General features: G+C 67.1%; 20 protein-coding genes. 14 read left to right on the plus strand and 6 right to left on the minus strand.

From position 1 onward, the window contains the following. Position 1 precedes the first annotated feature (1 nt). On the minus strand, positions 2-1,024 hold the full coding sequence (locus O9281_RS05535) for an NAD(P)H-dependent glycerol-3-phosphate dehydrogenase (protein WP_298183603.1): 1,023 nt from the start codon (positions 1,022-1,024) through the stop codon (positions 2-4). A 98-nt stretch (positions 1,025-1,122) separates the two neighbouring features. Here O9281_RS05535 and O9281_RS05540 point away from each other — a divergent pair, with 98 nt between their 5' ends. Beyond that, complete coding sequence (locus O9281_RS05540) at positions 1,123-1,902, plus strand: tyrosine-protein phosphatase (RefSeq protein WP_298183604.1); 780 nt, start codon at positions 1,123-1,125, stop codon at positions 1,900-1,902. Here O9281_RS05540 and O9281_RS05545 read toward each other — a convergent pair. Continuing rightward, on the minus strand, positions 1,899-2,771 hold the full coding sequence (locus tag O9281_RS05545) for an alpha/beta hydrolase (protein ID WP_298183605.1): 873 nt from the start codon (positions 2,769-2,771) through the stop codon (positions 1,899-1,901). The two genes, O9281_RS05540 and O9281_RS05545, sit on opposite strands and share 4 nt — an antisense overlap. 120 nt (positions 2,772-2,891) lie before the next feature. Between O9281_RS05545 and trxB the strand changes: the two genes are divergently transcribed. Beyond that, positions 2,892-3,839 (plus strand): thioredoxin-disulfide reductase, encoded by a 948-nt coding sequence (trxB, locus tag O9281_RS05550; protein WP_298183607.1) that lies wholly within the window; start codon positions 2,892-2,894, stop codon positions 3,837-3,839. Here the strand turns inward: trxB and O9281_RS05555 are convergent. The 4 genes from O9281_RS05555 to O9281_RS05570 are packed head-to-tail and all read right to left on the minus strand — an operon-like array spanning position 3,836 to position 6,640. Then, entirely contained in the window at positions 3,836-4,651 is an 816-nt protein-coding gene (locus O9281_RS05555) for a hydrolase 1, exosortase A system-associated (protein WP_298183609.1), read from the minus strand. The two genes, trxB and O9281_RS05555, sit on opposite strands and share 4 nt — an antisense overlap. Beyond that, entirely contained in the window at positions 4,648-5,319 is a 672-nt protein-coding gene (locus tag O9281_RS05560) for a hypothetical protein (protein WP_298183611.1), read from the minus strand. Before O9281_RS05560 ends, O9281_RS05555 begins: the two co-directional genes overlap by 4 nt. Beyond that, positions 5,316-5,579 carry an acyl carrier protein gene (locus O9281_RS05565; protein ID WP_298183613.1) on the minus strand — a complete coding sequence of 88 codons (264 nt, stop codon included), beginning with the start codon at positions 5,577-5,579 and terminating at the stop codon, positions 5,316-5,318. The genes O9281_RS05560 and O9281_RS05565 overlap by 4 nt, the downstream gene beginning before the upstream one ends. A 47-nt stretch (positions 5,580-5,626) precedes the next feature. Beyond that, a complete protein-coding gene (locus tag O9281_RS05570; RefSeq protein WP_298183615.1) occupies positions 5,627-6,640 on the minus strand; it encodes a GNAT family N-acetyltransferase in 1,014 nt (337 codons plus the stop codon). Between the two features lie 37 nt (positions 6,641-6,677). Between O9281_RS05570 and O9281_RS05575 the strand changes: the two genes are divergently transcribed. From O9281_RS05575 to O9281_RS05630, 12 genes are all read left to right on the plus strand, one after another. Next, the gene (locus tag O9281_RS05575) at positions 6,678-8,213 is read left to right on the plus strand and encodes an acyl-CoA ligase (AMP-forming), exosortase A system-associated (protein ID WP_298183617.1); all 1,536 of its coding nucleotides are present in this window, start codon (positions 6,678-6,680) and stop codon (positions 8,211-8,213) included. Continuing rightward, on the plus strand, positions 8,210-9,436 hold the full coding sequence (locus O9281_RS05580; RefSeq protein WP_298183619.1) for a pyridoxal-dependent decarboxylase, exosortase A system-associated: 1,227 nt from the start codon (positions 8,210-8,212) through the stop codon (positions 9,434-9,436). The genes O9281_RS05575 and O9281_RS05580 overlap by 4 nt, the downstream gene beginning before the upstream one ends. A 188-nt stretch (positions 9,437-9,624) precedes the next feature. Continuing rightward, a complete protein-coding gene (locus O9281_RS05585) occupies positions 9,625-10,269 on the plus strand; it encodes an XrtA/PEP-CTERM system exopolysaccharide export protein (protein ID WP_298183621.1) in 645 nt (214 codons plus the stop codon). Between the two features lie 21 nt (positions 10,270-10,290). Further along, positions 10,291-11,811, plus strand: coding sequence for an XrtA system polysaccharide chain length determinant (locus O9281_RS05590; protein ID WP_298183623.1), 1,521 nt, complete (start codon positions 10,291-10,293; stop codon positions 11,809-11,811). An 11-nt stretch (positions 11,812-11,822) separates the two neighbouring features. After that, a complete protein-coding gene (locus O9281_RS05595) occupies positions 11,823-12,875 on the plus strand; it encodes an AAA family ATPase (RefSeq protein WP_298183625.1) in 1,053 nt (350 codons plus the stop codon). A gap of 2 nt (positions 12,876-12,877) precedes the next feature. After that, on the plus strand, positions 12,878-14,629 hold the full coding sequence (locus O9281_RS05600) for a preprotein translocase subunit YajC (RefSeq protein ID WP_298183627.1): 1,752 nt from the start codon (positions 12,878-12,880) through the stop codon (positions 14,627-14,629). Positions 14,630-14,649: 20 nt separating this feature from the next. Then, the gene (locus O9281_RS05605; RefSeq protein WP_298183629.1) at positions 14,650-15,858 is read left to right on the plus strand and encodes an XrtA/PEP-CTERM system-associated ATPase; all 1,209 of its coding nucleotides are present in this window, start codon (positions 14,650-14,652) and stop codon (positions 15,856-15,858) included. 37 nt (positions 15,859-15,895) lie between these two features. Continuing rightward, complete coding sequence (locus O9281_RS05610; RefSeq protein WP_298183927.1) at positions 15,896-16,753, plus strand: XrtA system polysaccharide deacetylase; 858 nt, start codon at positions 15,896-15,898, stop codon at positions 16,751-16,753. Continuing rightward, positions 16,750-17,823: a FemAB family XrtA/PEP-CTERM system-associated protein gene (locus tag O9281_RS05615; protein ID WP_298183632.1), complete on the plus strand. Its 1,074-nt coding sequence runs from the start codon at positions 16,750-16,752 to the stop codon at positions 17,821-17,823. The genes O9281_RS05610 and O9281_RS05615 overlap by 4 nt, the downstream gene beginning before the upstream one ends. Continuing rightward, positions 17,820-19,058, plus strand: a complete 1,239-nt coding sequence (locus tag O9281_RS05620) for a TIGR03087 family PEP-CTERM/XrtA system glycosyltransferase (RefSeq protein WP_298183634.1) — start codon at positions 17,820-17,822, stop codon at positions 19,056-19,058. The genes O9281_RS05615 and O9281_RS05620 overlap by 4 nt, the downstream gene beginning before the upstream one ends. Continuing rightward, positions 19,048-20,595, plus strand: coding sequence for an exosortase A (gene xrtA / locus O9281_RS05625; RefSeq protein WP_298183636.1), 1,548 nt, complete (start codon positions 19,048-19,050; stop codon positions 20,593-20,595). The genes O9281_RS05620 and xrtA overlap by 11 nt, the downstream gene beginning before the upstream one ends. Positions 20,596-20,607: 12 nt before the next feature. Further along, the gene (locus O9281_RS05630) at positions 20,608-22,506 is read left to right on the plus strand and encodes an XrtA/PEP-CTERM system amidotransferase (RefSeq protein ID WP_298183638.1); all 1,899 of its coding nucleotides are present in this window, start codon (positions 20,608-20,610) and stop codon (positions 22,504-22,506) included. The last annotated feature ends 5 nt before the right edge of the window (positions 22,507-22,511 follow it).

Genomic DNA, 22,511 nt, shown 5'->3' on the forward strand with positions numbered 1-22,511 from the left:
GTCAGCCCGGCTCCGCTTCGGATCCCGCTGCCGTGCTCAGCAGGCCGCGGAACGCGCTGGTGGCAGGTGCTCCTTCGTGCACGACCGAATAGACTTCGCGCACGATTGGCAGTTCGATCCCGCGTTCGCAGGCCATCTGCCAGACCGGGCCGACGCTTTTCACCCCTTCGGCAACCTGGCTCATCCCGGCCAATACCTGTTCGATCGTCTTGCCCGAGCCAAGCTCAAGCCCGACCGTGCGGTTGCGGCTTTGCGGGCTGGTGCAGGTGGCCAGCAGATCGCCCATCCCCGCTAGGCCCATCAGCGTTTCCGCACGACCGCCCAAGGCAACGCCCAGTCGCATCATCTCGGCCTGGCTGCGCGTGAGCAGGGCCGAGCGGGTATTGACCCCGGCACCCAGCGCATCGCCCATGCCAGTGGCGATTGCGAAAATGTTCTTCAGCGCGCCGCCCAGTTCGGCGCCAACCACATCATCATTGGTGTAGACCCGGAACAGCCCGGTGCGGAACAGCCCCTGCAATTCTCGCACGATCACATCGTCATCCATCGCGATGACGGCGGCAGCGGCAAGGCCCGACATGATTTCCTTGGCGAGGTTAGGCCCGGTCAGCACGCCCAGCGGATGGCCGGGCAGTTCCTCGCCAATCACCTCGGTCATCCGCTTGCCACTGGAGAGTTCGAAACCTTTGGCGAGGCTGATGATCGGCACCCAGGGGCGGATGAAGGGGCGGATTGCGGCGGCGGTTTCGCGGGTTACCTGCGATGGCACGCCGAACACGATCACGTCGGCACCGCTGACCGCTTCGGCCAGTTCGGTCGTGGCGCGCAGGCTTGGGGTCAGGCGGGCGTCGGGCAGGTAGCGGCGGTTGGTGGAGTGCTGGTTTATCTCCGCAACCGTATCGGCGCTGCGGGCCCACAGGGTAGTCGGCGCATTGCGCGCCACCAGCGAAGCCACGGTCGTTCCCCAGGAACCGCCGCCCAGCAGGCCAACTTTCAACTCGCGCGTCAGACCTTTCTTCCCCACGCAGCCCCTCTCATAGTGGTTTTTTCGCAGCTTGCGGCAGGAGCGTCCTTTGCGCAAGCGGCTTGCATGGGGCGCCGTGGGGTGCCAAGCGATCGGGCATGACCGAAGCCCGCATTCTCCCACTCGAAGGCATTCACAACTTCCGCGATTATGGCGGTTATGAAGGGCTGGATGGCCGCAAGGTTCGCACCGGCCTGCTCTGGCGGTCGGCCCAGCACGGCGAAGCGACCGATGCCGATCTGGCGGAAGTCCAGCGCCTGGGCCTTGCCACAGTGATCGACCTGCGCGGGACCAGCGAGCGCGCGGCCAATCCCTGCCGTCGGTCGCCTGGCTTTGCCGCCGAAGTCTTGCACAGCCCAGGTGAGACTGCGGGCCTCGCACTCCATGTCGAGGCCGCCGAGGGGGCGCTGACGCGGGAGCAGGCCCGTGCGGCCATGATGCGGCTTTATGAGGGGATTGCTCACCGCGAGAACCTGGTACCGATGTTGCGGACCTACTTTTCAGCCCTGCAGCGCGGACCGCAGCCCAGCCTCGTCCATTGCGTCGCAGGCAAGGATCGGACCGGCTTTGCCGTGGCGCTGGCCCAGCATGTGTTGGGCGTGGCGCGCGATGCAATTGTGGCTGATTACCTGCTTACCAATGTGGCCGGGAACATTGAGCGGCGGATCGAGCAGGGAGCGGAAACGATCCGGGCCAAGTATGGCCAGATCGACGAAGCCACGATCCGCACCCTGATGGGCGTTGAGGAAGACTATATCGTCACCGCGCTCGACCGGGCCGAGGCGGCGCACGATTCGCTCGATGCCTACCTCGAAACTGTGCTGGGCGTGGATGCGGCAGCCCGCGAACAGCTGCGGTCGCACTACCTCGTCGATTAGAGGAAGGCCCGGATTTCCGCCATGAACCGGTCGAACTGGTCATGGTGCAGCCAGTGGCCGGCGTTCTCGAACTCGATTACCTTGGGATCGTTGTTGAACACCTCGAGCCGGCCGTCCTTTTCCGGGTTCGAGGCCCAGGAATTGGCGCCGTAGAGCAGCAGCATCGGACAGGTGATCGCCGCCCAAAGCTCCTCGGTGCGCGATTCCGGCACGTCCTCGAACGGCCAGACATTGAGGTAGGGATCGAACTTCCAGCTCCAGGTGCCGTCTTCGTTGCGGCTGGCGCCGTGGATGGTCAGGTGGCGGGCCTGCTCGTCGGTGAGGAACGAGTTTTCCTCCTTCATCCGGGCATAGGCCGCCTCGATGCTGGGATAGCGGCGGGGGATGCGGCCGGCGGCGGCGCGGCGCTTGTCGATCCATTCGCGGAAGCGGTTGGCATAGCCCGCCGCCTCGCGCTCGGCGCGGGTCTTGGGCGAGGGACCAAGGCCTTCGATGTTGACGAAGCGGCGAACCTTTTCGGGGTAAAGCCCGGTGTACCGCGAGGCGACATTGCCGCCCAACGAGTGTGCCACGATGGTCACTTCATCGTACCCAAGCGTGTGTACCAGCTGCGCAAAGTCGTACACAAAGGCGTTCATCTCGTAATTGCCGTCAGGCGCCCAGGCGCTGTCGCCATGGCCGCGCAGGTCGGGCGCGATGACATGCCAGTCCTTGGCCAGCTCTTCGGCCACCCAGTCCCACGAGCGGCAGTGATCGCGCCCGCCATGCTGGAGGATCAGCGGCGGGGCGCCGGGGTTGCCCCAGTCAACATAGTGAAGCCGCAGGCGCTGCGAGATGAAGCTGTTGGAGGTCGGGCCGTGGATCGTCATGGCCCATGCCTTTGCTCCGAACCGAACGGGGCGTCAATCTGTGGGGAAAGGGCCGCGGGCGGGTTTGCATGGGGGCGGGGCGCTCCCTAGATGGGACCAAACCCAATTCAGGACATGACGATGGCGACCCATACCACCAAGATGCTGATTATCGGCTCCGGCCCGGCCGGGCTTTCCGCCGCGATCTATGGCGCGCGCGCCGGGATGCAGCCAATCGTGGTGCAGGGCCTCCAGCCGGGCGGTCAGCTGACCATCACCACCGATGTCGAGAATTACCCCGGCTTCCGCGACGTGATCCAGGGCCCCTGGCTGATGCAGGAAATGCAGGCCCAGGCCGAACATGTCGGCACCCGGATGCTGTGGGACACGATCACCGAGGTTGACCTGTCAGGCCCGCCGTTCCGCGCGGTCGGGGACAGCGGCGATATCTATGAAGGCGAAACGCTGGTGATCGCCACCGGGGCCCAGGCCAAGTGGCTGGGCGCGCCCGGCGAACAGGAATTTTCCGGCAAGGGCGTTTCGGCCTGCGCCACCTGCGACGGGTTCTTCTATCGCGGCAAGAAGGTGGTGGTGATCGGCGGCGGCAATACCGCGGTCGAAGAGGCGCTCTACCTCACCAACCATTCGCAGGACGTGACGCTGATCCACCGCCGCGATTCGCTGCGCGCGGAAAAGATCCTGCAGGATCGCCTGTTCGCCCACCCCAACATCAAGGTGCTGTGGAACAAGGGGGTCGAGCGGTTCGTGGGAGATGGCGGCCTAACCGGCGTCAAACTGAAGGACACGGTGACCGGTGAAACCACGGTCGAACCGGCCGACGGGGCCTTTGTGGCGATCGGCCATGCCCCGGCGACCGAACTGTTCAAGGGCAAGCTGGAACTGGATGGCGGCGGCTACATCGTGGTCGAGGCCGGCACGCCCAAGACCGCGATCCCCGGTGTCTTTGCCTGCGGTGACGTGATGGATCACACCTATCGCCAGGCCGTGACTGCGGCGGGTACCGGCTGCATGGCCGCGCTCGATGCCGAGCGGTTCCTGGCCGAACGGGAATTCGCCGCGCGCGGTTAAGCGAGGCTGCGCAGCGCCGCGAGGATCTGGCCCTGGAGCCAGATCCGCGCCTGCGGCTCGACAAAGCTGTGGCTGGCGTCAGGGCACTGGCGCAGGCGCGCGTCACCCTTGTCCCAGTTGGCGAGGAACGCCTGGGCGGTGCGGTCATTCTGCGCCAGCAGGATCGTTACCGGCCCGCCGAAATCGCCGAGCCCTGCGGCCATCTGCCGGGCGAGGGACGAGGGCGGTGCATCGGTCTTGGTGGCTTCGGCCAGCGAGGCGGCCATCTGCCCCACCTTCACCTTGCCGGTCAGCAGGCGCCAGAGCGCGCGCGGATCGGTCAGCCGCCTTAGGTAATGGCGGCGCAGGACCGATGGCGGCATCGGCGTGGGGGCGGGAGTTTCCTCGGCAACCTCGGCTACGGCGGCGGCAGGTTCGAAGGTCCAGGGATTGGCCAGGACCAGCCCGTCCAGCCCCGCACCGCCCGCCAGCATAAGTGCGCTGGCGGCATCACAATTACCGAAGGCGACGATCCGCTTCAGCGTCGGCACGTGGGCGCGAAAGGCGGCAATCGCGGCAGCAATGTCGGGACCGGAAGCGGCAAAACCCGCATTCTCGCCCGCGCTGTCACCCACTCCGCGTCGGTCGAACCTGAAGGCGGGAAAGCCCGCCAGCGCCACCTTCTCCGCGATCTGCGCCTGGCTGCCCCACGGACCGGAGCGCAACTCGTTGCCGCCCGACACGATCAGCAACCCGGTGCGCCCCGGCGCCGGATCGAGCGTACCGACCAGCATGGCCCCTTCGCAGTTGAAGGTCACATGACGGCGGCTCATGCTCGTACCGCCATGGTCAGATAAGCGGCCAGGGCATCGGCCTGGGCCGGGGCATAGTCAGGTTCCGCCCGCAGCCACAGCGGACTGCCGCCAACCACATCCTGCTCGATCTCTGCGAGAGCGGCGGGCGAAGCCGCCTGCATCTGCTGGACCATGCCCGCGCCCAGCCGATAGCCGGCCAGTTCGATCCCGTGCTCCTGAGCTTCGACCAGCAGGCCTTCGCCGCTTTCCTCGCGCCCGGCCTCACGGGCCGACAGCACCCGTGCGCGCAGCATGGTGCGCAGCAGGCTGGAACCCTTGACCGGGCCATAGCACCAGCCCGGCAGCCCCGGTGGCACGATCAATCCGCCGCCGCGCACGGCCAGCACGTGGCTGGGGCGGAAATGATGAGCGGCAGCGATTGTGGCCGCGGCCCAATCGGCCAGGGTCAGGTGGTTGAGGTCGGCCGTGCTTTCGTTGGTGCCAGGCAGATCGGGCAGAAAGCTGTCGATCCCGCTGCCATCCAGCCGCCGCATCACCTCGACGCAGAGGTGCCGCAGCTTGTGCCCTTCATCGAACAGTGCCGGGATAACCAGCAGCCGCACCGCCTGGCCCCGGTCGAACGCCAGCGCATATTCAGACGCGCCGGGATCGGTTGGCCGGGGGCAGGGGTAGCTGGCTGGGGTCACGCCGCCTCGCGCTTGGCCTCGGCAAAGGCGAGCAGCGCGCCATAGGTTTCGAGCAGCTCGCCATCGACCTCGTCATCCTCGATCACGATGTCCAGGCGATCTTCCATTTCGGTCAGCAGGCCGGCGACGGCCATTGAATCCAGTTCGGGCAGGTGGCCGAACAGGCCGGTATCGGCGGCAAAGCCATCGGCCTGGCCGGGCTTGAGGCCGAGCACGTCGGTCAGGATCTTGCGGAGTTGCTGATCGGTGGTCGAAGGCATCGTCTATTCCTGCATCGCGGCCCGCAGGCCCCCCTGTCGCGCGGCCTCTAGCCAGCCCTGCGGTCCGGCACAAGGCGGCGCAGTGCCTTGCGGGCAATTGCCGGCCAGGTTCCCGGCCATTTCGGGCGGAAGGCCTCGATCCGATAGCGCGGACGAACTTGCTCCATCCAGTCGCGCTTGTAGGGATCGTCACCCGTGCCGAAATCGACCAGGTCTACCTTGTCCGCGTCGATCACTCGCGCCAGCAGGGCGGCGGTCAGCGTGGTGCCGGGTGAAAGCGGCTTGGCGGCCTCGACATGGGCCAGCTTGTGAATGAAGGCGGTCCCGCCTTCGACGGTCCAGAACTGGGCGGCCACCGCTTCGCCATTGGTGCGGGCAATGCCGAGCCGCAAGCGTCCGGCACGGCCTTCGGCTTCGGCGAAATGGCGCAGGAAGGTGGGCGATCCTTCCTCGCCCTTCCAGCTCTGGGCATAGATCGCCTCGTAGGCGGCCCAGCTTTCGGGGTTGAACGCGGTTTCGATCGTGACCGCGACCTTGGCCGCCTTGCGCTTCAGCGTGGTGCGAACCGGCCCGGGCCGGGTGGCCAGGTATTCGGCATAGCTGCGCCCGTTCACCGGCAGCACGTGATTGACGTCGCATTGGTCGACGAAGGTGGCCCAGCCCGCCCGGCGCAGTGCCTCGGCCAGGGCTGTGGTTGTGCCATCCTCGTCAGGCAAGGGTGACAGGACCAGGTGTGGGGTCTGACCAGCGAGATCGGCAGCGAGGGCATCGAGCAGCCCAGCGCGATCGGCATCCGGCGTGAATAGCGGCGCAACCCGGAACGAATACCAGTTGGTCAGGCAATGGACCTGGCGGCCACGGCGCAGCAGCGGTATGACGGCACGCTCCCGGCCCGCCTTGGCCACTGCGATCAGCGGGAACAGGCCACCGATCTCGACAAGTCCTTGCCACCACTCGATCCGGTCAAAGGGCGCGCGAGCCTGCGGCGCGGCCAGCAGCGCGGCCAGCTGCGCATCGGCTTGCACTTCCTTAAGATCATCGTGATAGACAACGCGAACCAAGTTTGCCGAACCCCCATCAGCGGAGCACCGCCAGGCCTTGTCTCTTTCCGATCCCGTCGCGATCAGTCCGCTGGACCATCTCGCCCTGCGCGGTGAAGACAATGCGCCTGCGCTGGTGCTGCGCGAGCGCATCCTTAGCTACAAGGACTTAAGGGAAAGTGTCGCCCGACTAGCGGGCTGGCTGCAGGGCCAGGTGGCAGAGCCGGGCGCGCGGGTGGCATCATGGGCCGCAAAAGGCGAAATGACCTGCCTGTTGCCGCTGGCGGCGGCGCGGGCCGGGCTGGTCCATGTGCCGGTCAACCCTTTGCTGAAGCGCGCGCAGGTGGCGCATATCCTGGCCGATAGCGGTGCGCGGCTGCTGATCGGCACCGAAGCGCGGCTGGCGACGCTGGAGCCAGGCGATGCCCCGGCGAACTGCGCGGCGCTGGGAGAAAAGGCCGTGCTGGCCGAATATCATGTGGCGGCGCAGCTGGCCCCATCGACGGCCACCCCGGACGATCTGGTGGCGATTCTTTACACCAGCGGCTCCACCGGACGCCCCAAGGGGGTGATGCTGAGCCATGCCAACCTGTGGCTCGGCGCGGAAAGCGTTGCCTCCTATCTCGGTCTTGCGGCGGATGACGTCACGCTGGCAGTGCTGCCGCTGTCGTTCGACTATGGCCAGAACCAGCTGCTCAGCACCTGGTATGCCGGGGGTAGCGTTGCCCCGCTCGATTACCTGACCCCGCGTGACGTCGTGAAGGCGGTGGAACGCCACGGCGTCACCACGCTGGCGGCCGTACCGCCGCTGTGGGTGCAATTGACCGAGCTGGACTGGCCGGTCGAAACCGCCGGAAAGCTGCGGCGGCTGACCAATTCGGGCGGGGCGCTGACGGTCGATCTGGTGGCGCGGCTGCGGGCGCTGTTCCCCGCCGCGCGGCTGTTCCCGATGTATGGCCTGACCGAGGCGTTCCGCTCGACCTATCTCGATCCGGCGTTGGTAGACACGCATCCGACCTCGATGGGCCAGGCGATCCCCCATGCCGAAATCCTGGTGATCGGCGACGATGGGGCCGTGACGGCGGATGGCGAGGAGGGGGAACTGGTCCACTGCGGGCCGCTGGTTGCGCAGGGCTATTGGCAGGACCCGGAACGCACCGCCGAACGGTTCAAACCGGCCCCGGCAGCCTCGCGCTATGGCGGGATGGCGGTCTGGTCGGGTGACCGGGTGCGGCGCGATGGCGACGGCCTGCTCTATTTCGTCGGACGCCGTGACGCCATGATCAAGAGCGCGGGCAACCGGATCAGCCCGCAGGAGATCGAGGAGGCTGCGCTGGCGACCGGGCTGGTGGCCGAGGCCGTGGCGCTGGGCATCCCGGACGAGCGGCTTGGGCAGGCGGTTCACCTTGTCGTGCGGGCCGCGCCGGAAAGTTCGGGCACGATGGAAGAATTGCCGCGTAAACTTATGCAGGATTTGCCAAATTTTATGCAGCCGAAGGTCATTCACTGGCGTGACGTCATGCCGATTTCCCCCAATGGCAAGCTGGATCGCACCGGGCTCTATCAGGAGCTGACCCGGGAGCTGACGTCGTGAAGCCGTTGGGCCCGATCCCCGCTGGCTATGGCGCTATCGATGGCGAACTGGCGATTGCCGGGCGCAAGGCGAGCGAACTGGTCGAACTGGCCGGGCGGACGCCGCTGTTCGTCTATTCGCGCGAGCTGGTCGAACAGCGGGTGGCTGAGCTGCGCGCAGCCCTGCCGGCGCGGGTGGCGCTGCACTATGCAGTCAAGGCCAATCCCCATGCTCCGCTGCTGGCGGCGATGACCGGCCTGGTCGACGGGTTCGACATCGCTTCGGGCGGAGAGCTTGAGATGATCCGCGCGGCCGGGATCAATCCGGCGCGGATCAGCTTTGCCGGGCCGGGCAAGCGCGATGCGGAACTGGAAGCAGCGATTGCCGCCGGGGTTACGCTGAACCTCGAATCCGAAGGTGAAGCCGCGCGGGCGCTGGCGATTGCAGACCGGCTTGGCGTGGTTCCGAAGCTGGCGGTACGGGTCAATCCCGATTTCGACCTCAAGGGTTCGGGCATGAAGATGGGCGGCGGGGCCAAGCCGTTCGGCGTCGATGCCGAGCGGGTTCCGGCCCTGGTCGGCACGATCCTGGCTGCCGGGGCAGACTGGCAGGGTTTCCACATTTTTGCCGGAAGCCAGGCGCTCGATGCCGCCGCTATTGCCGATACCCAGGCCCAGACGATCGCGCTGGCCGCGCGCCTCAGCCGCGAAGTGGGCCAGCCCTTGCCCAAGTGCAACCTGGGCGGCGGCTTCGGGATTCCCTATTTTCCGGGCGACATTCCGCTCGATCTGGCCTCGGTTGGCGCGGCACTGGGCGAACGGCTGGCGCAGCTGCCCGCCGAACTGGCCGAAACCCGGTTCTGCATCGAGCTGGGCCGCTATCTCGTTGGCGAGGCTGGGGTTTACCTGACCCGGATCGTAGACCGGAAGGTCAGCCACGGTGAGACCTATCTCGTCACCGATGGCGGCCTACATCACCAGCTGGCCGCTTCGGGCAATTTCGGCACGGTGGTGCGGCGCAACTATCCGGTCGCGATCGCCAGCCGGTTCGATGCGCCGGTGGAGGAGGAGGCCAGCGTGGTCGGGTGCCTGTGCACCCCGCTTGACCGGCTCGCCGACAAGGCCGGGTTCCCCCGCGCCGAGGTGGGCGATCTGGTCGCCGTGTTCTGTGCCGGAGCCTATGGCGCCAGCGCCAGCCCGGCGATGTTCCTGGGTCAGGGACCGGCGGCCGAACTGCTAGTCTGACCGCTCCACCGAGGCAAGTTCCGGAGCGGAAACCGGCCAGCGGAAAACCCGCTGAAATCGGGAAATTCCCGGTTTAGCTAACGTAATATTCACCCTTTTTGCCGATAGCCGAGGCTGAATAGCCGGGCCTTCGTGCGGGAAGGGCATGCCCAAGCGGCGGCGCGGCGATCACGTGAAGGATATGCCCGATGCCGTCCATTCGTTCATCCCGCCTGCTGGCCAGTAGCGCCGTGGCCTGCCTCGCGCTGGCCGGCTGTGCCGGGGGCGGGGGTGGGCCGCAGCTGCCGCCGGCCGCCTTCGTGGCGATGCAGGAAGGCCCGGGCGAGGAATACGTGATCGGCCCGCTGGACGAGCTGACCATCTTCGTCTGGCGCAATCCCGAGCTGGGCGCGCAGGTCCAGGTGCGGCCCGACGGGCGCATCACCACGCCGCTGATCACCGACATGCCGGCCGTGGGCAAGACCCCCAAGATGCTGGCTGACGACATCACCCTGCAACTGTCGCAGTACATCCAGGAACCGCTGGTCTCGGTGATCGTCAACAAGTTTGCCGGCACCTTCAGCCAGCAGGTGCGGATCGTGGGGGCGACGACCAAGCCGGCCTCGATCCCCTATCGCGCCAACATGACGCTGCTCGACGCAATGATCGCGGTGGGCGGGCTCAGCGAGTTTGCCGCTGGCAACCGCGCGCGCCTGATCCGCTTCGACAAGCAGACCGGCGGGCAGACGGAATACGCGATCCGCTTGGCGGATCTGCTGCGCAAGGGCGACAGCAAGGCCAATGTGATGCTGATGCCGGGCGATGTGATCATCATCCCCGAAAGCACGTTCTGAGCAGGGGCGCGCGGGGCTGGCATGAACAACATCTACGACGAACTGCGATCCGCGATCTTCTCGGTCTGGCACCGGCGCTGGCTGGCGCTGGGCGTGGCCTGGTCGGTCTGCCTGCTGGGCTGGCTGGTCGTGGCGCTGGTTCCCAATACCTACGAATCGAAGGCGCGGATCTTCGTCCAGCTGGACGATGCCCTGTCGGAAGTGACCGGCGTCGGCGTCGGCAACCGCAAGCGCGACATCGACCGGGTGCAGCAGACGCTGACCAGCGCGATCAACCTGGAAAAGGTCATCCGCTCCACCGCGATCGGCGACGAGATCACCTCGCCCAAGCAGATGGAAGCTGCCGTCCTGGGCCTGGCCAAGAACGTGAAGGTCGAGAGCGAGAAGGACAACCTGTTCGCGATCACCGCCGAATTCGGCGATGGCGCGCGCTCCGATGCCGAGAACGCCAAGATCGCGCAGGACATCGTCCAGAAGATGATCGACATCTTCCGCGAGGAGAACCTGGCCGGCAATCGCGGCGAGATGACCCAGTCGTTGGCCTTCATGGACCAGCAGTTGGGCCAGCGGCAGAAGGAACTGGAAGCGGCCGAACAGAAGCGGCTGGCTTTCGAGGCTGCCAATCCCGACCTGATCCAGGGCGGGGCCGGGGCGCTGCAGCGGCTTGAAGCGGCGCGCTCGGAAATGCGCGGGATCGATGCCGATCTGGCGGCGGCCCAGTCGGCCCTCGCTGCGATCAACGGCCAACTCGCGGGCACGCCGCAGACCTTGCCGGGGATGGGGCCGCAAGGCGGGGCGCGCGGCGCCCTGGCCGAGGCTCAGGCCATGCTTGCCGGTCTGCGCGCACGGGGGCTGACTGAGAACCACCCTGACGTGATCGCCGCCAAGAACCAGATCAACCTGCTGCGCGGCGCGGCCGCCAGCGAAACCGGCCCCACGGGCATTCCCAACCCGGCCTATTCCTCGCTCCAGTCGATCCGCGCCGAGCGGCAGGCCAGCGTCCAGGCGCTCATGGCGCGCCGCGCGGCGCTGCAATCGGATATCAGCCGGATCACCACGGCCCAGATTTCCAATCCGGAACTGGCCGCCGAACACCAGCGGATCAACCGCGATTACGACGTGCTCAAGCAGCAATATGACAAGCTGCTGCAGGACCGCGAGGAACTGCGCCTGCGCGGCCAGGTGGAAACCGAACACAATGCGGTGAAGTTCGAGGTGATCGATCCGCCGACCACGCCGCGCGCGCCGGTTGCGCCCAACCGGCCGTTGTTGTTGCTGGCCGTGCTGGTGGTCGGGCTGGGTGCTGGGATCGGCGCGGCTTTTGCCATCGGCCAGTTGCGCTCCACTTTCGCGACCACTGCCCGGCTCGAGCGGGCCCTTGGCCTGCCGGTGCTGGGCGCGATCACCCATACCCTGAATGACCAGGCCCGACTGCTGCGCAAGCGGCGGATGAAGCAGTTCTACATGGCGAGCGCCGCCTTGGGCGGGATCTTCATGCTGCTGCAGGTGGCTGAAATCATCCAGGTCCGGACGGTGGGCTGAGGGGACAGGCAATGACTGAACAGACCAAGATCCCCGTGCCGCCGCAGGACGAACCGGAAGGCGCCAAGCCCAGCCTGATCGAGCGCGTGGTCCGCAACTACGATCTGGTGCGACTGGCCCCGGCGCCGATCCCCGATCACCTGGTTCCGCCCCCGTCGCAGCGCCGCCGCTATCGCCGTGCCGACGAACCGGCGGAGGCAACCGCTGCGCCCGAACCGGCGACCAGCACCGCGCGGCCGGAAGTGGTCGTGCCGGAAGTGATCGAGGCAGCCACGGCAACATTCGCCGTACCGGCTCCCGCCGCACCCGTCGCGCCGGTGCGCTTCACCGGCCCGGCCCATCCGGTCAAGCGCGAGCACCTGCGCGATCAGGGGCTGATCGTGCCCGAAGGTTCGGTCACCGCGCTGCTGGAAGAATTCCGCATCATCAAGCGCCAGCTGCTGCTCAATGCCTCGCAGCTGCAACAGCAGGGCATGGGCATGGCCGCCCAGCGTGTGCTGATCTGCTCGCCCCATCCCGGCGAGGGCAAGACTTTCACCGCGGTCAACCTGGCGCTGTCGATCGCGGCGGAAAAGGAAACCGAAGTGCTGCTGGTCGACGCCGACTTCGCCAAGCCGTCGGTGCTGTCCGCCTTGGGCCTGCCTGGCGGCAAGGGGCTGATGGACGCCCTGGCCGATCCGACGCTTGACGTGGCCGATTGCGTGATCGGCACCGATATCGCTGGTCTGTGGGTGCTGCCCGCCGGCAACGCGACGACTTCGGACAGCGAGTACCTGTCCAGCTCGCGCACCCGCGATGTGCTCGACCGGCTGACCGAGGGTGCGCCCAACCGCTTCGTGATCTTCGATTCGCCGCCGGCCCTCGCTGCCTCGCCGGCCGCCGAACTGGCCAAGTACGTTGGTCAGGCCGTGGTTGTCGCCCGCGCCGACCGGACCGGGCAGGGTTCGCTGGAAGATGCCATCGGGCTCCTTTCAGGCTGCCCGAACATCCAGTTGCTGCTCAATGCAGTTCACTTCAGCCCCAGCGGTCGTCGCTTTGGCTCCTACTATGGTTACGGGGGGTAATCATGGCCTCACACCACAAATTGCTGATCGCGCTGCTGGGTAGCGGGGCTGCCCTGGCCCTGCCGCTGGCGGCCCAAGCCCAGACCCTGGCCTATGGCGATGTCTCGGGTGGCGGATCGCGCAGCAGCGCTTCCGCCGGGGACAGCGACGAAGCCAGCGAGGACAATGGCGGCGATACCGTTGCCAGCCGCCCGCGCCGGGAAAAGCGCGTCAAGGTCACGCCCTATATCGAGGCCCAGCAGGTCGCCTTTGCCGAGATCAGCCCTGGCAACGAGGTGCTGACCTATTCGGTGCTGTCGGCCGGGGTCGATGCGGCGATTGCCGGGCGGAACAATTCGGCCTCGGTCTCGCTGCGGTATGAGCGGCGCTTTGGCTGGGGCAACAACGCTACGGACAGCGATGCGATCAGTGGCCTGGCCCGCGCCTCGATGGCGGTGGTGCCGCGCACGCTGACGATCGAGGCCGGTGCCCTCGCGGCGCGGACCAGTGTCGAAAACAACGGCGCGGCGATGACCAGCGGGCTGGAGTTCGGGGATTCGGTCACCCAGATCTACTCGGTCTATGCCGGGCCGAGCCTGGCCACCAATGCCGGGCCGGTCGCGATCACCGGATCCTATCGCCTGGGCTACACCCGGGTCGAATCGCCCAATGCAGTGCCGGTTGCGCCGGGTCAGCCAGCGATTGACGTGTTCGACGATTCGGTCACGCACAATGCCGCCGTTCGCGCCGGGGTGAAGCCGGGCGACATCCTGCCGGTCGGGCTGGGGGTGGGCGCGGGCTATAACCGCGAAGACATCTCCAATCTCGATCAACGGGTCGAGGATCGCTGGGTGCGGGGTGATGTGACCGTGCCTGTAACCGACCAGCTGCACGTGGTTGGCGGGGTCGGTTATGAAAAGGTCCGCGTGTCCAGCCGCGATGCGGTGCGCGATCCGGTCACGGGCAACCCGGTAATCGGCAGCGACGGACGCTATGTCACTGACAAGACCGCACCGCGCACCATTGCCTATGACGCCGATGGGCTGATCTGGGACGCCGGGGTAATCTGGCGGCCCAGCCGCCGGACCGCGCTCGAGGCCCATGTCGGGCGGCGTTATGGCTCGACCAGCTATTACGGCAGCTTTGCCTATGCCCCCGATGCGCGCAGCAGCATCAACGTTTCGGTCTATGACTCGATCAACGGCATCGGCGGCCAGCTGAACAATGCGCTGGCGGCCTTGCCGACCGAATTCGAAGCCGTGCGTAACCCGCTGACCGGCAGCCTGAATGGCTGCGTCCAGGCCGGCGGCACGGTGGCTTCGGGGCAGAGCCCCTGCCTGTCGAGCGCGCTGGCCTCGGTCCGCAGTTCGGTCTTCCGCTCGCGCGGGGTGATGGCCAGCTACAGCGTTTCGGGCACCCGGCTGCAATATGGCTTTGGCGGCGGCTATGACCGGCGCAAGTTCATTGCCGCGCCCGGCACGGTGCTGGCGGCGGCGAATGGCGTGATCGACGAAAACGTCTGGGTCGCGGCCTATCTGAGCGGCCGGATCGACCGCAATTCCGGTTTCTCGACCAACATCTACGCCAATTGGTACCAAAGCGGAGAAGCCTTGGCTGGCGATGTCAGCGGGATCGGCGCATCCGCGGCCTATTATCGCAACCTGACCAGCAAATTGACCGCCACGGCGGCAGTCGGTGTCGACGGGGTCAAGCGCGAGGCACTGGAAGACATCTGGTCGGCCCAGGCCATGGTCGGCCTGCGCTATTCGTTCTGAGCCCGACGGAGGATTTGAGGATGTTCAACGATTTCTACGGGCTGACCGGACGGCCATTCCAGCTGACGCCTGATCCGGCGTTCTATTTCGAGAGCCTGACGCACCGTAAGGCGCTGTCCTACCTGTCCTATGGCCTGGCTCAGGGCGAAGGCTTCGTGGTGATCACGGGCGAGGTTGGGGCAGGCAAGTCCACCCTGGTCGCGCATCTGATGGCCACGATCGACCCGGCCCGGCTGACGGCTGCTCAGATCGTGACCAGCAAGCTTGATGGCGAGGAACTGGTCCATGTCGTGGCCCAGGCCTTTGGCCTGATTGTCGACGGGCATGACAAGGCATCGGCGCTGGGCGCGATCGAGGCCTTCCTGCATGACGAGGCCCGCGCCGGGCGGCGCTGCCTGCTGGTGGTCGATGAAAGCCAGAACCTTCAGTTCGAGGCGCTGGAGGAACTGCGGATGCTGTCCAACTTCCAGCTGGGCGCGCATCCCCTGCTGCAGACCCTGCTGCTCGGCCAGCCGGAATTCCGCGACACGATCCAGGGCCATCCCCAGCTGGAGCAACTGCGCCAGCGCGTGATCGCCGCCCATCACCTTGAGGCGATGGAGCTGGGCGAGGTGCAGCCCTATATCGAGCATCGCCTGAAATGCGTGGGCTGGACCGGCAATCCGCAGTTTGACCAGCGCGTCTTCACCGAACTTTACGAGGCTTCGGGCGGGGTGCCGCGCCGGATCAACCAGATCTGCAACCGCCTGATGATGCTGGGTGCGGTGGAACAGCGCACCCGGATCGACGGGGCCATGCTGAGCCAGGTGCTGGACGAACTGGAAATCGACGGCACGCTGCAGTTGAAGCGTCCGGCCCCGCAGGTTGCACCGCAGCCGGCTGCGGTCGAGGCGCCGTCTGCCGCCCGGGTTGCTGCAAACGCCGCGCCGTTTGCAGCCCCCGTCGCGCCAACCGAAGTGGCGGGAGTGGCGCTGGCGCATTTGCAGGCCATGCTGGCCGAGCGCGATGCCCAGATTGCCGAACTGCAGCAGGCCGTCATCGAACTGGCTAACGAGCAGGAAGCGGCCGCTCCCCAGCAGGGTGTTTCGGCCGATGTCGTTGCCGCGCTGGAGAACCGTTTCGAGGCGCTCGAAGCCAAGATGATCGAGCAGGAGCGGACCATCCGCCACACCCTGACCATGCTGATCGAGTGGATCGAGGCCGAAGACGCCGATCGCGCCGCGGCCTGAACGAAGGAAACGGACGGTGGCAGCCATTCCCGACCGGATCGTCAACGGCCTGTCCGTCGATGTCGAGGACTGGTTCCAGGTCGGTGCCTTCGAGGGCGTGATCGACCGGGCTGCCTGGGATGCGTTGCCCGACCGGGTTGTGCGCAATGTCGACGAGATCCTCGCGCTGTTCGCGGCCTGCGAGGTGAAGGCGACTTTCTTCACCCTCGGCTGGGTGGCACAGCGGCATGGCCCGCTGATGCGCCGGATCGTCGAGGCCGGACATGAACTTGCCAGCCATGGTTGGGACCATGCGCGGGTCTTCACGCTGGGCAGGGAGGCCTTCGCGGCCGATGTCGAGCGCGCCCGCAAGGTGCTGGAGGATGCTTCGGGGGTAGCGATCACCGGCTATCGCGCGCCTAGCTTCTCGATCGACCAGCGCACGCCCTGGGCCTATGACGTGCTGGCAGAGCAAGGCTATGCCTACAGCTCCAGCGTCGCGCCGATCGTCCACGATCACTATGGCTGGCGCGAGGCACCGCGCTTTGCCTTTCGCCCGCTTGATGGGAGCGATCTGGTCGAGATCCCGGTCACCACGGCCGAGTTCGCCGGGCGGCGGCTGGCGGCGGGCGGGGGCGGGTTCTTCCGGGTCCTGCCCTATGCCTTTTCGCGTTGGGCGATCCGCCAGGTCAACGGGACCGACCGGCGCCCGGCCGTGTTCTATTTCCACCCGTGGGAGATCGACCCGGCCCAGCCGCGCGTTCCCGGCGCGCCGCTGCGCTCGCGGCTGCGGCATTACACCAATCTCTCGGCGATGGCCGGCAAGCTGGAGCAGCTGATCCGCGACTTCTCGTGGGGCCGGATGGACGAGCTGGCCCGGCGCGAGGCCCGGCAGGCCCTGGACCTGGCCGCGTGAACGCACCGTTCCGCCTTGATGACCGGGTGGTCGAAATCAACCTGGCCGATCCGGGCGAGGCCGCGCGGGTCGAGGCCTTTGTCGCTGCGCAGCCTGCGGCGACCCCGTTTCACCGCCCGGCCTGGCTGACGGCGGTTGCGGCAGGCAGCGACAATCGCCCGCTGCTGCTGGCGATCGAGCGCGGCGGCATGATCGCGGCGATCTTGCCGCTGCTCGACGTGCGTTCGCCGCTGTTCGGCAAGGTGCTAGTCTCCAGCGGCTTTGGCGTCGGTGGCGGGATCCTTGCCGAGCGCGCGGGCGATGCCGACCTTTTGCTCGAAGCGGCCGAGCGCGCGGCGCTGGAGCGCGGCTGTCCGACCATCGAATTGCGCGGCGGGCCTCTGCCTGTGGGACGCGATGGCTGGCGGGTGCGCAGCGATAGCCACTGCGGCTATGTCGCCGAGCTCGCCCCCGATGACGAAGCGCAGCTGGCCGCGATCCCCCGAAAGCAGCGCGCCGAGGTTCGCAAGGGGCTGGCTGCGGACCTGGCGGTCCGGATCGGCACTGGCCCAGATGACCGGGCCGCGCATTACGCGGTCTATGCCGAAAGCGTCCGCAACCTCGGCACGCCGGTCTTCCCGAAGCGGTTGTTTGCGCAGGTGCTCGATACCTTTGGCCCCGATGCCGATATCCTGACCGTGTTCCACCGGGGCGCGCCGGTGGCGAGCGTCCTCTCGCTGTATCATGGCGGCGCGGTCATGCCCTATTGGGGCGGGGGTACCCGCGCCGCGCGGGCCCTGCGCGCCAACGACCGGATGTATTTCGAACTGATGCTGCACGCCTGCCGGCGCGGTTGCGGCTCGTTCGACTTTGGCCGCTCCAAGGTCAATTCCGGGGCCGGGGACTTCAAGAAGAACTGGGGCTTTGCGGCCAGCCCGCTTAGCTATGCCACCTGGACTGCGCCGGGTGCCGAGCCCCGCGATGCCGATCCGACCAGCGCGCGCCATGCCCGGCGGATCGCGCTGTGGAAGCGCCTGCCGCTGCCATTCGCCAACCTGTTCGGGCCGTTTATTTCCCGGGGGCTGGCATGACCAACGAAATCCTGTTCATTTCGCACCGGATGCCGTTCCCGCCCGATCGGGGCGACAAGATCCGCTCGCACCATGTGCTGAAACGACTGGCGGCGCTGGCGCCGGTCCATGTCGCGACCTTCGCCGATGACGAACGCGATATTGCCGAGGAAGTGGAGCTGGCCGCCATTGCCCGGTCCTATCGCCTGGTCCGACGGGTCAAGCCGCTGGTCCTGTCGGGCGTTCAGGCCATCGTCCAGAACAAGCCGGTCAGCCTGACTGCCTTTTCGAACAGCGAGCTGGCCGGTTACATCGAAACGGTCCTGCGGGAACGGCCGATCTCGACCATCTATGTCTTTTCCGGGCAGATGGGCCAGTACATCCCGGACTGGTTCAAGGGGCGGGTCGTGTTCGATTTCGTCGATGTCGATTCGGCCAAGTTCGAAGCCTATGCCGAGCGCGATACCGGGTTGCGGCGTTGGATCCACGCGCGCGAGGCCCGGCTGCTTCAGGCCGAGGAAGCCCGCCAGGCCGCGCGCGCCGATCTCAGCCTGCTGATCTCGCCCGAGGAGGCCGCCCTTTTCCGCGCGCGCCTGGCCCCGGAACAGGCGGCGGTCACCGATGTGCGATCGATGCGCAACGGGATCGAAAGCCGTTACTTCGATCCTGCGGCCGTACGGCCCGAACCGCGCCTGCTCGATTGCTCCGGCCCGCGCATCATCTTCACCGGGCAGATGGACTATGCCCCGAACATCGAGGCCGCACTGCGCGTGATCGAACGGTTGCTGCCCGGTATCCGCGAACTGCTGCCCAATGCCACCTTCCACGTGGTCGGGCGCAATCCCCCCGATGAGCTGACCCGGCATCACGAACGGGCCGGTGTTCATGTCTGGGGCGGGGTGGATGACATGCGGACCTGGCTGGCGGCGGCCGAGCTCGCGCTGGTACCGCTCGAAATCGCGCGCGGCATCCAGAACAAGGTGCTGGAAGCCATGGCAATGAACCTGCCGGTCGTGCTGACCCCTTCGGCCGCTACCGGGATCGGGGCGGTCGATGGACAGCATTTCGTGGTGGCTGATAGCGATGCCGAATTGATCGACCGGGTGACCGCGCTGCTCTCCCACCCCCGCCAGGGCTGGAGCATGGGGTTGGAAGCCCGCCGCTTCGTGGTTGACCACCTCAGCTGGCAAGCCAGCCTGGCGCCCCTCGCGGAAATGATCGGGGCAGCCGGCACGCAGCGGCGCAATGCCGCCTGAAGCCACCCTGAGCCTCTCCGCCACGGCGGATGATCTGCGCTGGCGCCAGGCGCTGGTGCGGCTTGGCGGCGTCTGGCTGGCCCTGATCCTGGCCTTCCTGCCGGATTGGCGGGACATGGCGGTGCAGTGGTGGGACAGCTCCACCTACAACCATATCCTGCTGGTCCCGGCGATCCTGGGCTGGCTGGTCTGGCTACGGTTTGACCAGTTGCGCCAGCTTGTCCCGCAGGCCTGGGGTCCCGGCGCGGCCTTTGTCGCGGTTGCCCTGGCGCTGTGGGTGCTGGGCGCGTTCTCCGGCTTCAACCTGTTCCGTCACGCCGGGGCCGTGGCGCTCTTGCCCGCCAGCGTGATCCTGCTGCTGGGGCCGCGCGTGGCGGTCGGGCTGCTGTTTCCGCTGTGCTACATGGCCTTTCTCGTCCCGTTCGGTGACGAACTGGTTCCGGCGCTGCAAACGCTGACCGCCGTGCTGACTATTGCGCTGGTTCACCTCAGCGGGATTCCGGCCGTGGTCAACGGCGTGCTGATCGATACGCCGGCCGGCCTGTTCGAAGTGGCCGAAGCCTGTTCGGGGGTGAAGTTCCTGATCGCCATGGTGGCGCTGGGCGCGCTGGTGGCGAATGTCTGCTTCCGGTCCTGGCGCCGCCGGATCCTGTTCATGCTGCTCTGCGTGGTCGTGCCGATCCTCGCCAACGGGGTGCGCGCCTGGGGCACGATCTACATCGCCCAGTATGTCGGCGCCGAAGTTGCCGGGGGCTATGACCACATCATCTATGGCTGGGTCTTCTTTGCCGTGGTGATCGGCGCGATCCTTGGCCTGTCGTGGCGCTACTTCGATCGCGGAGTGGACGAACCGATGATCGACGCGGCGCAGATCAACCAGCTTGACTGGCTGGACCGCATCTCGCGCCGTCCGCTGGCCGATTGGCTGGCTGTGCTGCTGTGCGGAGCGCTGGTCCTGGGTGCGCAAGGGTGGGCGCGGGCGGCCGAACGCCTTGCTGCGCCGCTGCCGGGGCAGATCTTCCTGCCGGAAGTGCCGGGCTGGCAGCGGGTGGACTATGCGCCCGCTACCTGGTGGGAACCGCGCGCCAGCGGGGCGCAGCATCGCCTGCTGGGCCGCTATGCCGATCGTGACGGGCGGCAGGTCGACGTGTTCCTGGCGCTTTACGACCGCCAGGGCGAGGGGCGCGAAGCCAGCGGCTTTGGCGAAGGGGCGCTGATGCCGGACAGCCCCTGGGCCTGGATCGGGGCTGGTCCTGCCAGTGCCGGAGCGAGGAGCGACCGCCTGATGGCCAATGGCAGGACCGAACGGCTGACCCAGACCTATTTCCGCCACGCCGACTTGCTGAGCGGGAGCGCGCTGCGGCTCAAGCTTGCGACGATGCAGGATCGCCTGCTGCTGCAACGCCAGCCGACGGTCATGCTGATCCTCTCGACCGAGCAGGGTTCGGGCGAGGATGGCGGTGCCACGCTCGATCGCTTCCGTCAGTCCACCGGCCCGGTTGGCCCGTGGATAGACCGCATCGTCGCGCTTCGTTAAGCGCTTCATCCCATGTGCGGAATCGCGGGCATCTTTCACCTGGCCACGCCCAAGCCGGTCGACCCGGCGCGGATCGAGCGGATGTGCGGGGCCATGGCCCATCGCGGGCCGGATGGGCAGGGGGTGTGGACCGCACCCGGCGTTGGGCTGGGCCACGTCCGCCTGTCGATCATCGATCTGGCCGGATCGCCCCAGCCAATGGCGGCCAGCGATGGCCGGGCGATGCTGGTCTTCAATGGCGAGATCTACAATTTCCGCGAACTGCGCGAGGAACTGCGCGCTGCCGGGGCCGAGTTCCGGACCGACGGCGATAGCGAGGTGATCCTGGCCGCCTGGCAGCGCTGGGGCCCGGATTGCCTGCCGCGCCTGCATGGGATGTTCGCCTTCGCGATTTATGACCTGACGGCCCGCACGCTGTTCCTGGCGCGTGACCGCCTGGGCGTGAAGCCGCTGTTCTATGCCCCATTGAGCGATGGCAGCCTGGCTTTTGCTTCCGAACTCAAGGGCCTGCTGGCCCACCCGCTACTGCGGCGCGAGGTCGATCCGCTGGCGGTGGAGGATTACCTCGCATGGGGCTATGTCCCCGATCACCGCTCGATCCTGGCCGGGGTCCACAAGCTGCCGGCCGGGCACAGCCTGCTGCTGCGCCATGGCGCCCCGTTGCCCAAGCCAGCCCAGTGGTGGGATGTCAGCTTCGCCCACCGCCGCCAGGGCCGCGCCGCCGATCTGGAAGCGGAACTGCTGCATCTGCTGCGTCAGGCCGTCACTTCGCGGATGGTGGCCGATGTGCCGCTGGGGGCCTTCCTGTCTGGCGGCGTCGACAGTTCGAGCGTGGTCGCGCTGATGGCGGAAGCCAGCCAGGTACCCGTCAAGACCTGTTCGATCGGGTTCGACGAGGCGGCGCTGGACGAAACCGCCTATGCAAAACTCGTGGCCGAACGGTTCGGTACCGATCACCATGTTCGCCTCGTTGGCAGCGACGATTTCGAGCAGGTCGACAACCTTGTCGGCATGTTTGACGAGCCCTTTGCCGATGCCTCGGCCTTGCCGACCTGGCGGGTCAGCCAACTGGCGCGTGAAACCGTCACCGTCGCGTTGTCGGGCGATGGCGCTGACGAGGCCCTGGTCGGCTATCGCCGCCACCGCTTCCATCATGCCGAGGAGCAGGTGCGCGCGCTTGTTCCGGCGGCGCTGCGCGGGCCGGTATTCGGGGGGCTGGGCGCGATCTATCCCAAGGCCGACTGGGCGCCGCGACCAATGCGGGCCAAGGCCACGTTCCAGGCGCTCGCGCTTGACGGGGCCGATGGTTATGCCCGCGCCGTCGGCTTTACCCCGCCGGAACTGCGCGACCGGCTCTACTCGCCGGAATTCCTGCGGCTGCGCGGTGATTACCGGGCTGAGCAGCCCTTTACCGAGCTGATGCGCAGCGCACCCGCGCGGTCGGGTCTGGACCGGGCGCAATATGCCGATCTCAAGTTCTGGCTGCCGGGCGATATCCTGACCAAGGTCGATCGTACCTCGATGGCGGTCAGCCTCGAAGCGCGCGAGCCGCTGCTCGATCACCGCCTGATCGAATTCGCCGCAGCCCTGCCAGAGCGGCTGCGGCTGCGCGGCGGGCAGGGCAAGTGGCTGATGAAGCAGGCGATGCGGCGCTATTTGCCCGACGAGGTGCTGTTCCGGCCCAAGCAGGGCTTTGTCACCCCGATCAGCCAGTGGCTGCGTGGTCCGCTGGCCGGATCGGCACGGGCCATTGGCAGCAGCGCGGCCCTGGCCCGGACCGGCTGGTTCGATGCTCCGTCCCTCGCGCGCATTGCCGAAGAGCACATAAGTGGCAGTACTGATCATGGCCGCCTGCTGTGGCAGCTCCTGATGCTGGACCGTTCGCTGGCCCGGCTGGGGATCATTTCCTGACCATG

Origin of the sequence: Novosphingobium sp. (assembly GCF_027531025.1) — a bacterium.
GTDB lineage: Bacteria > Pseudomonadota > Alphaproteobacteria > Sphingomonadales > Sphingomonadaceae > Novosphingobium.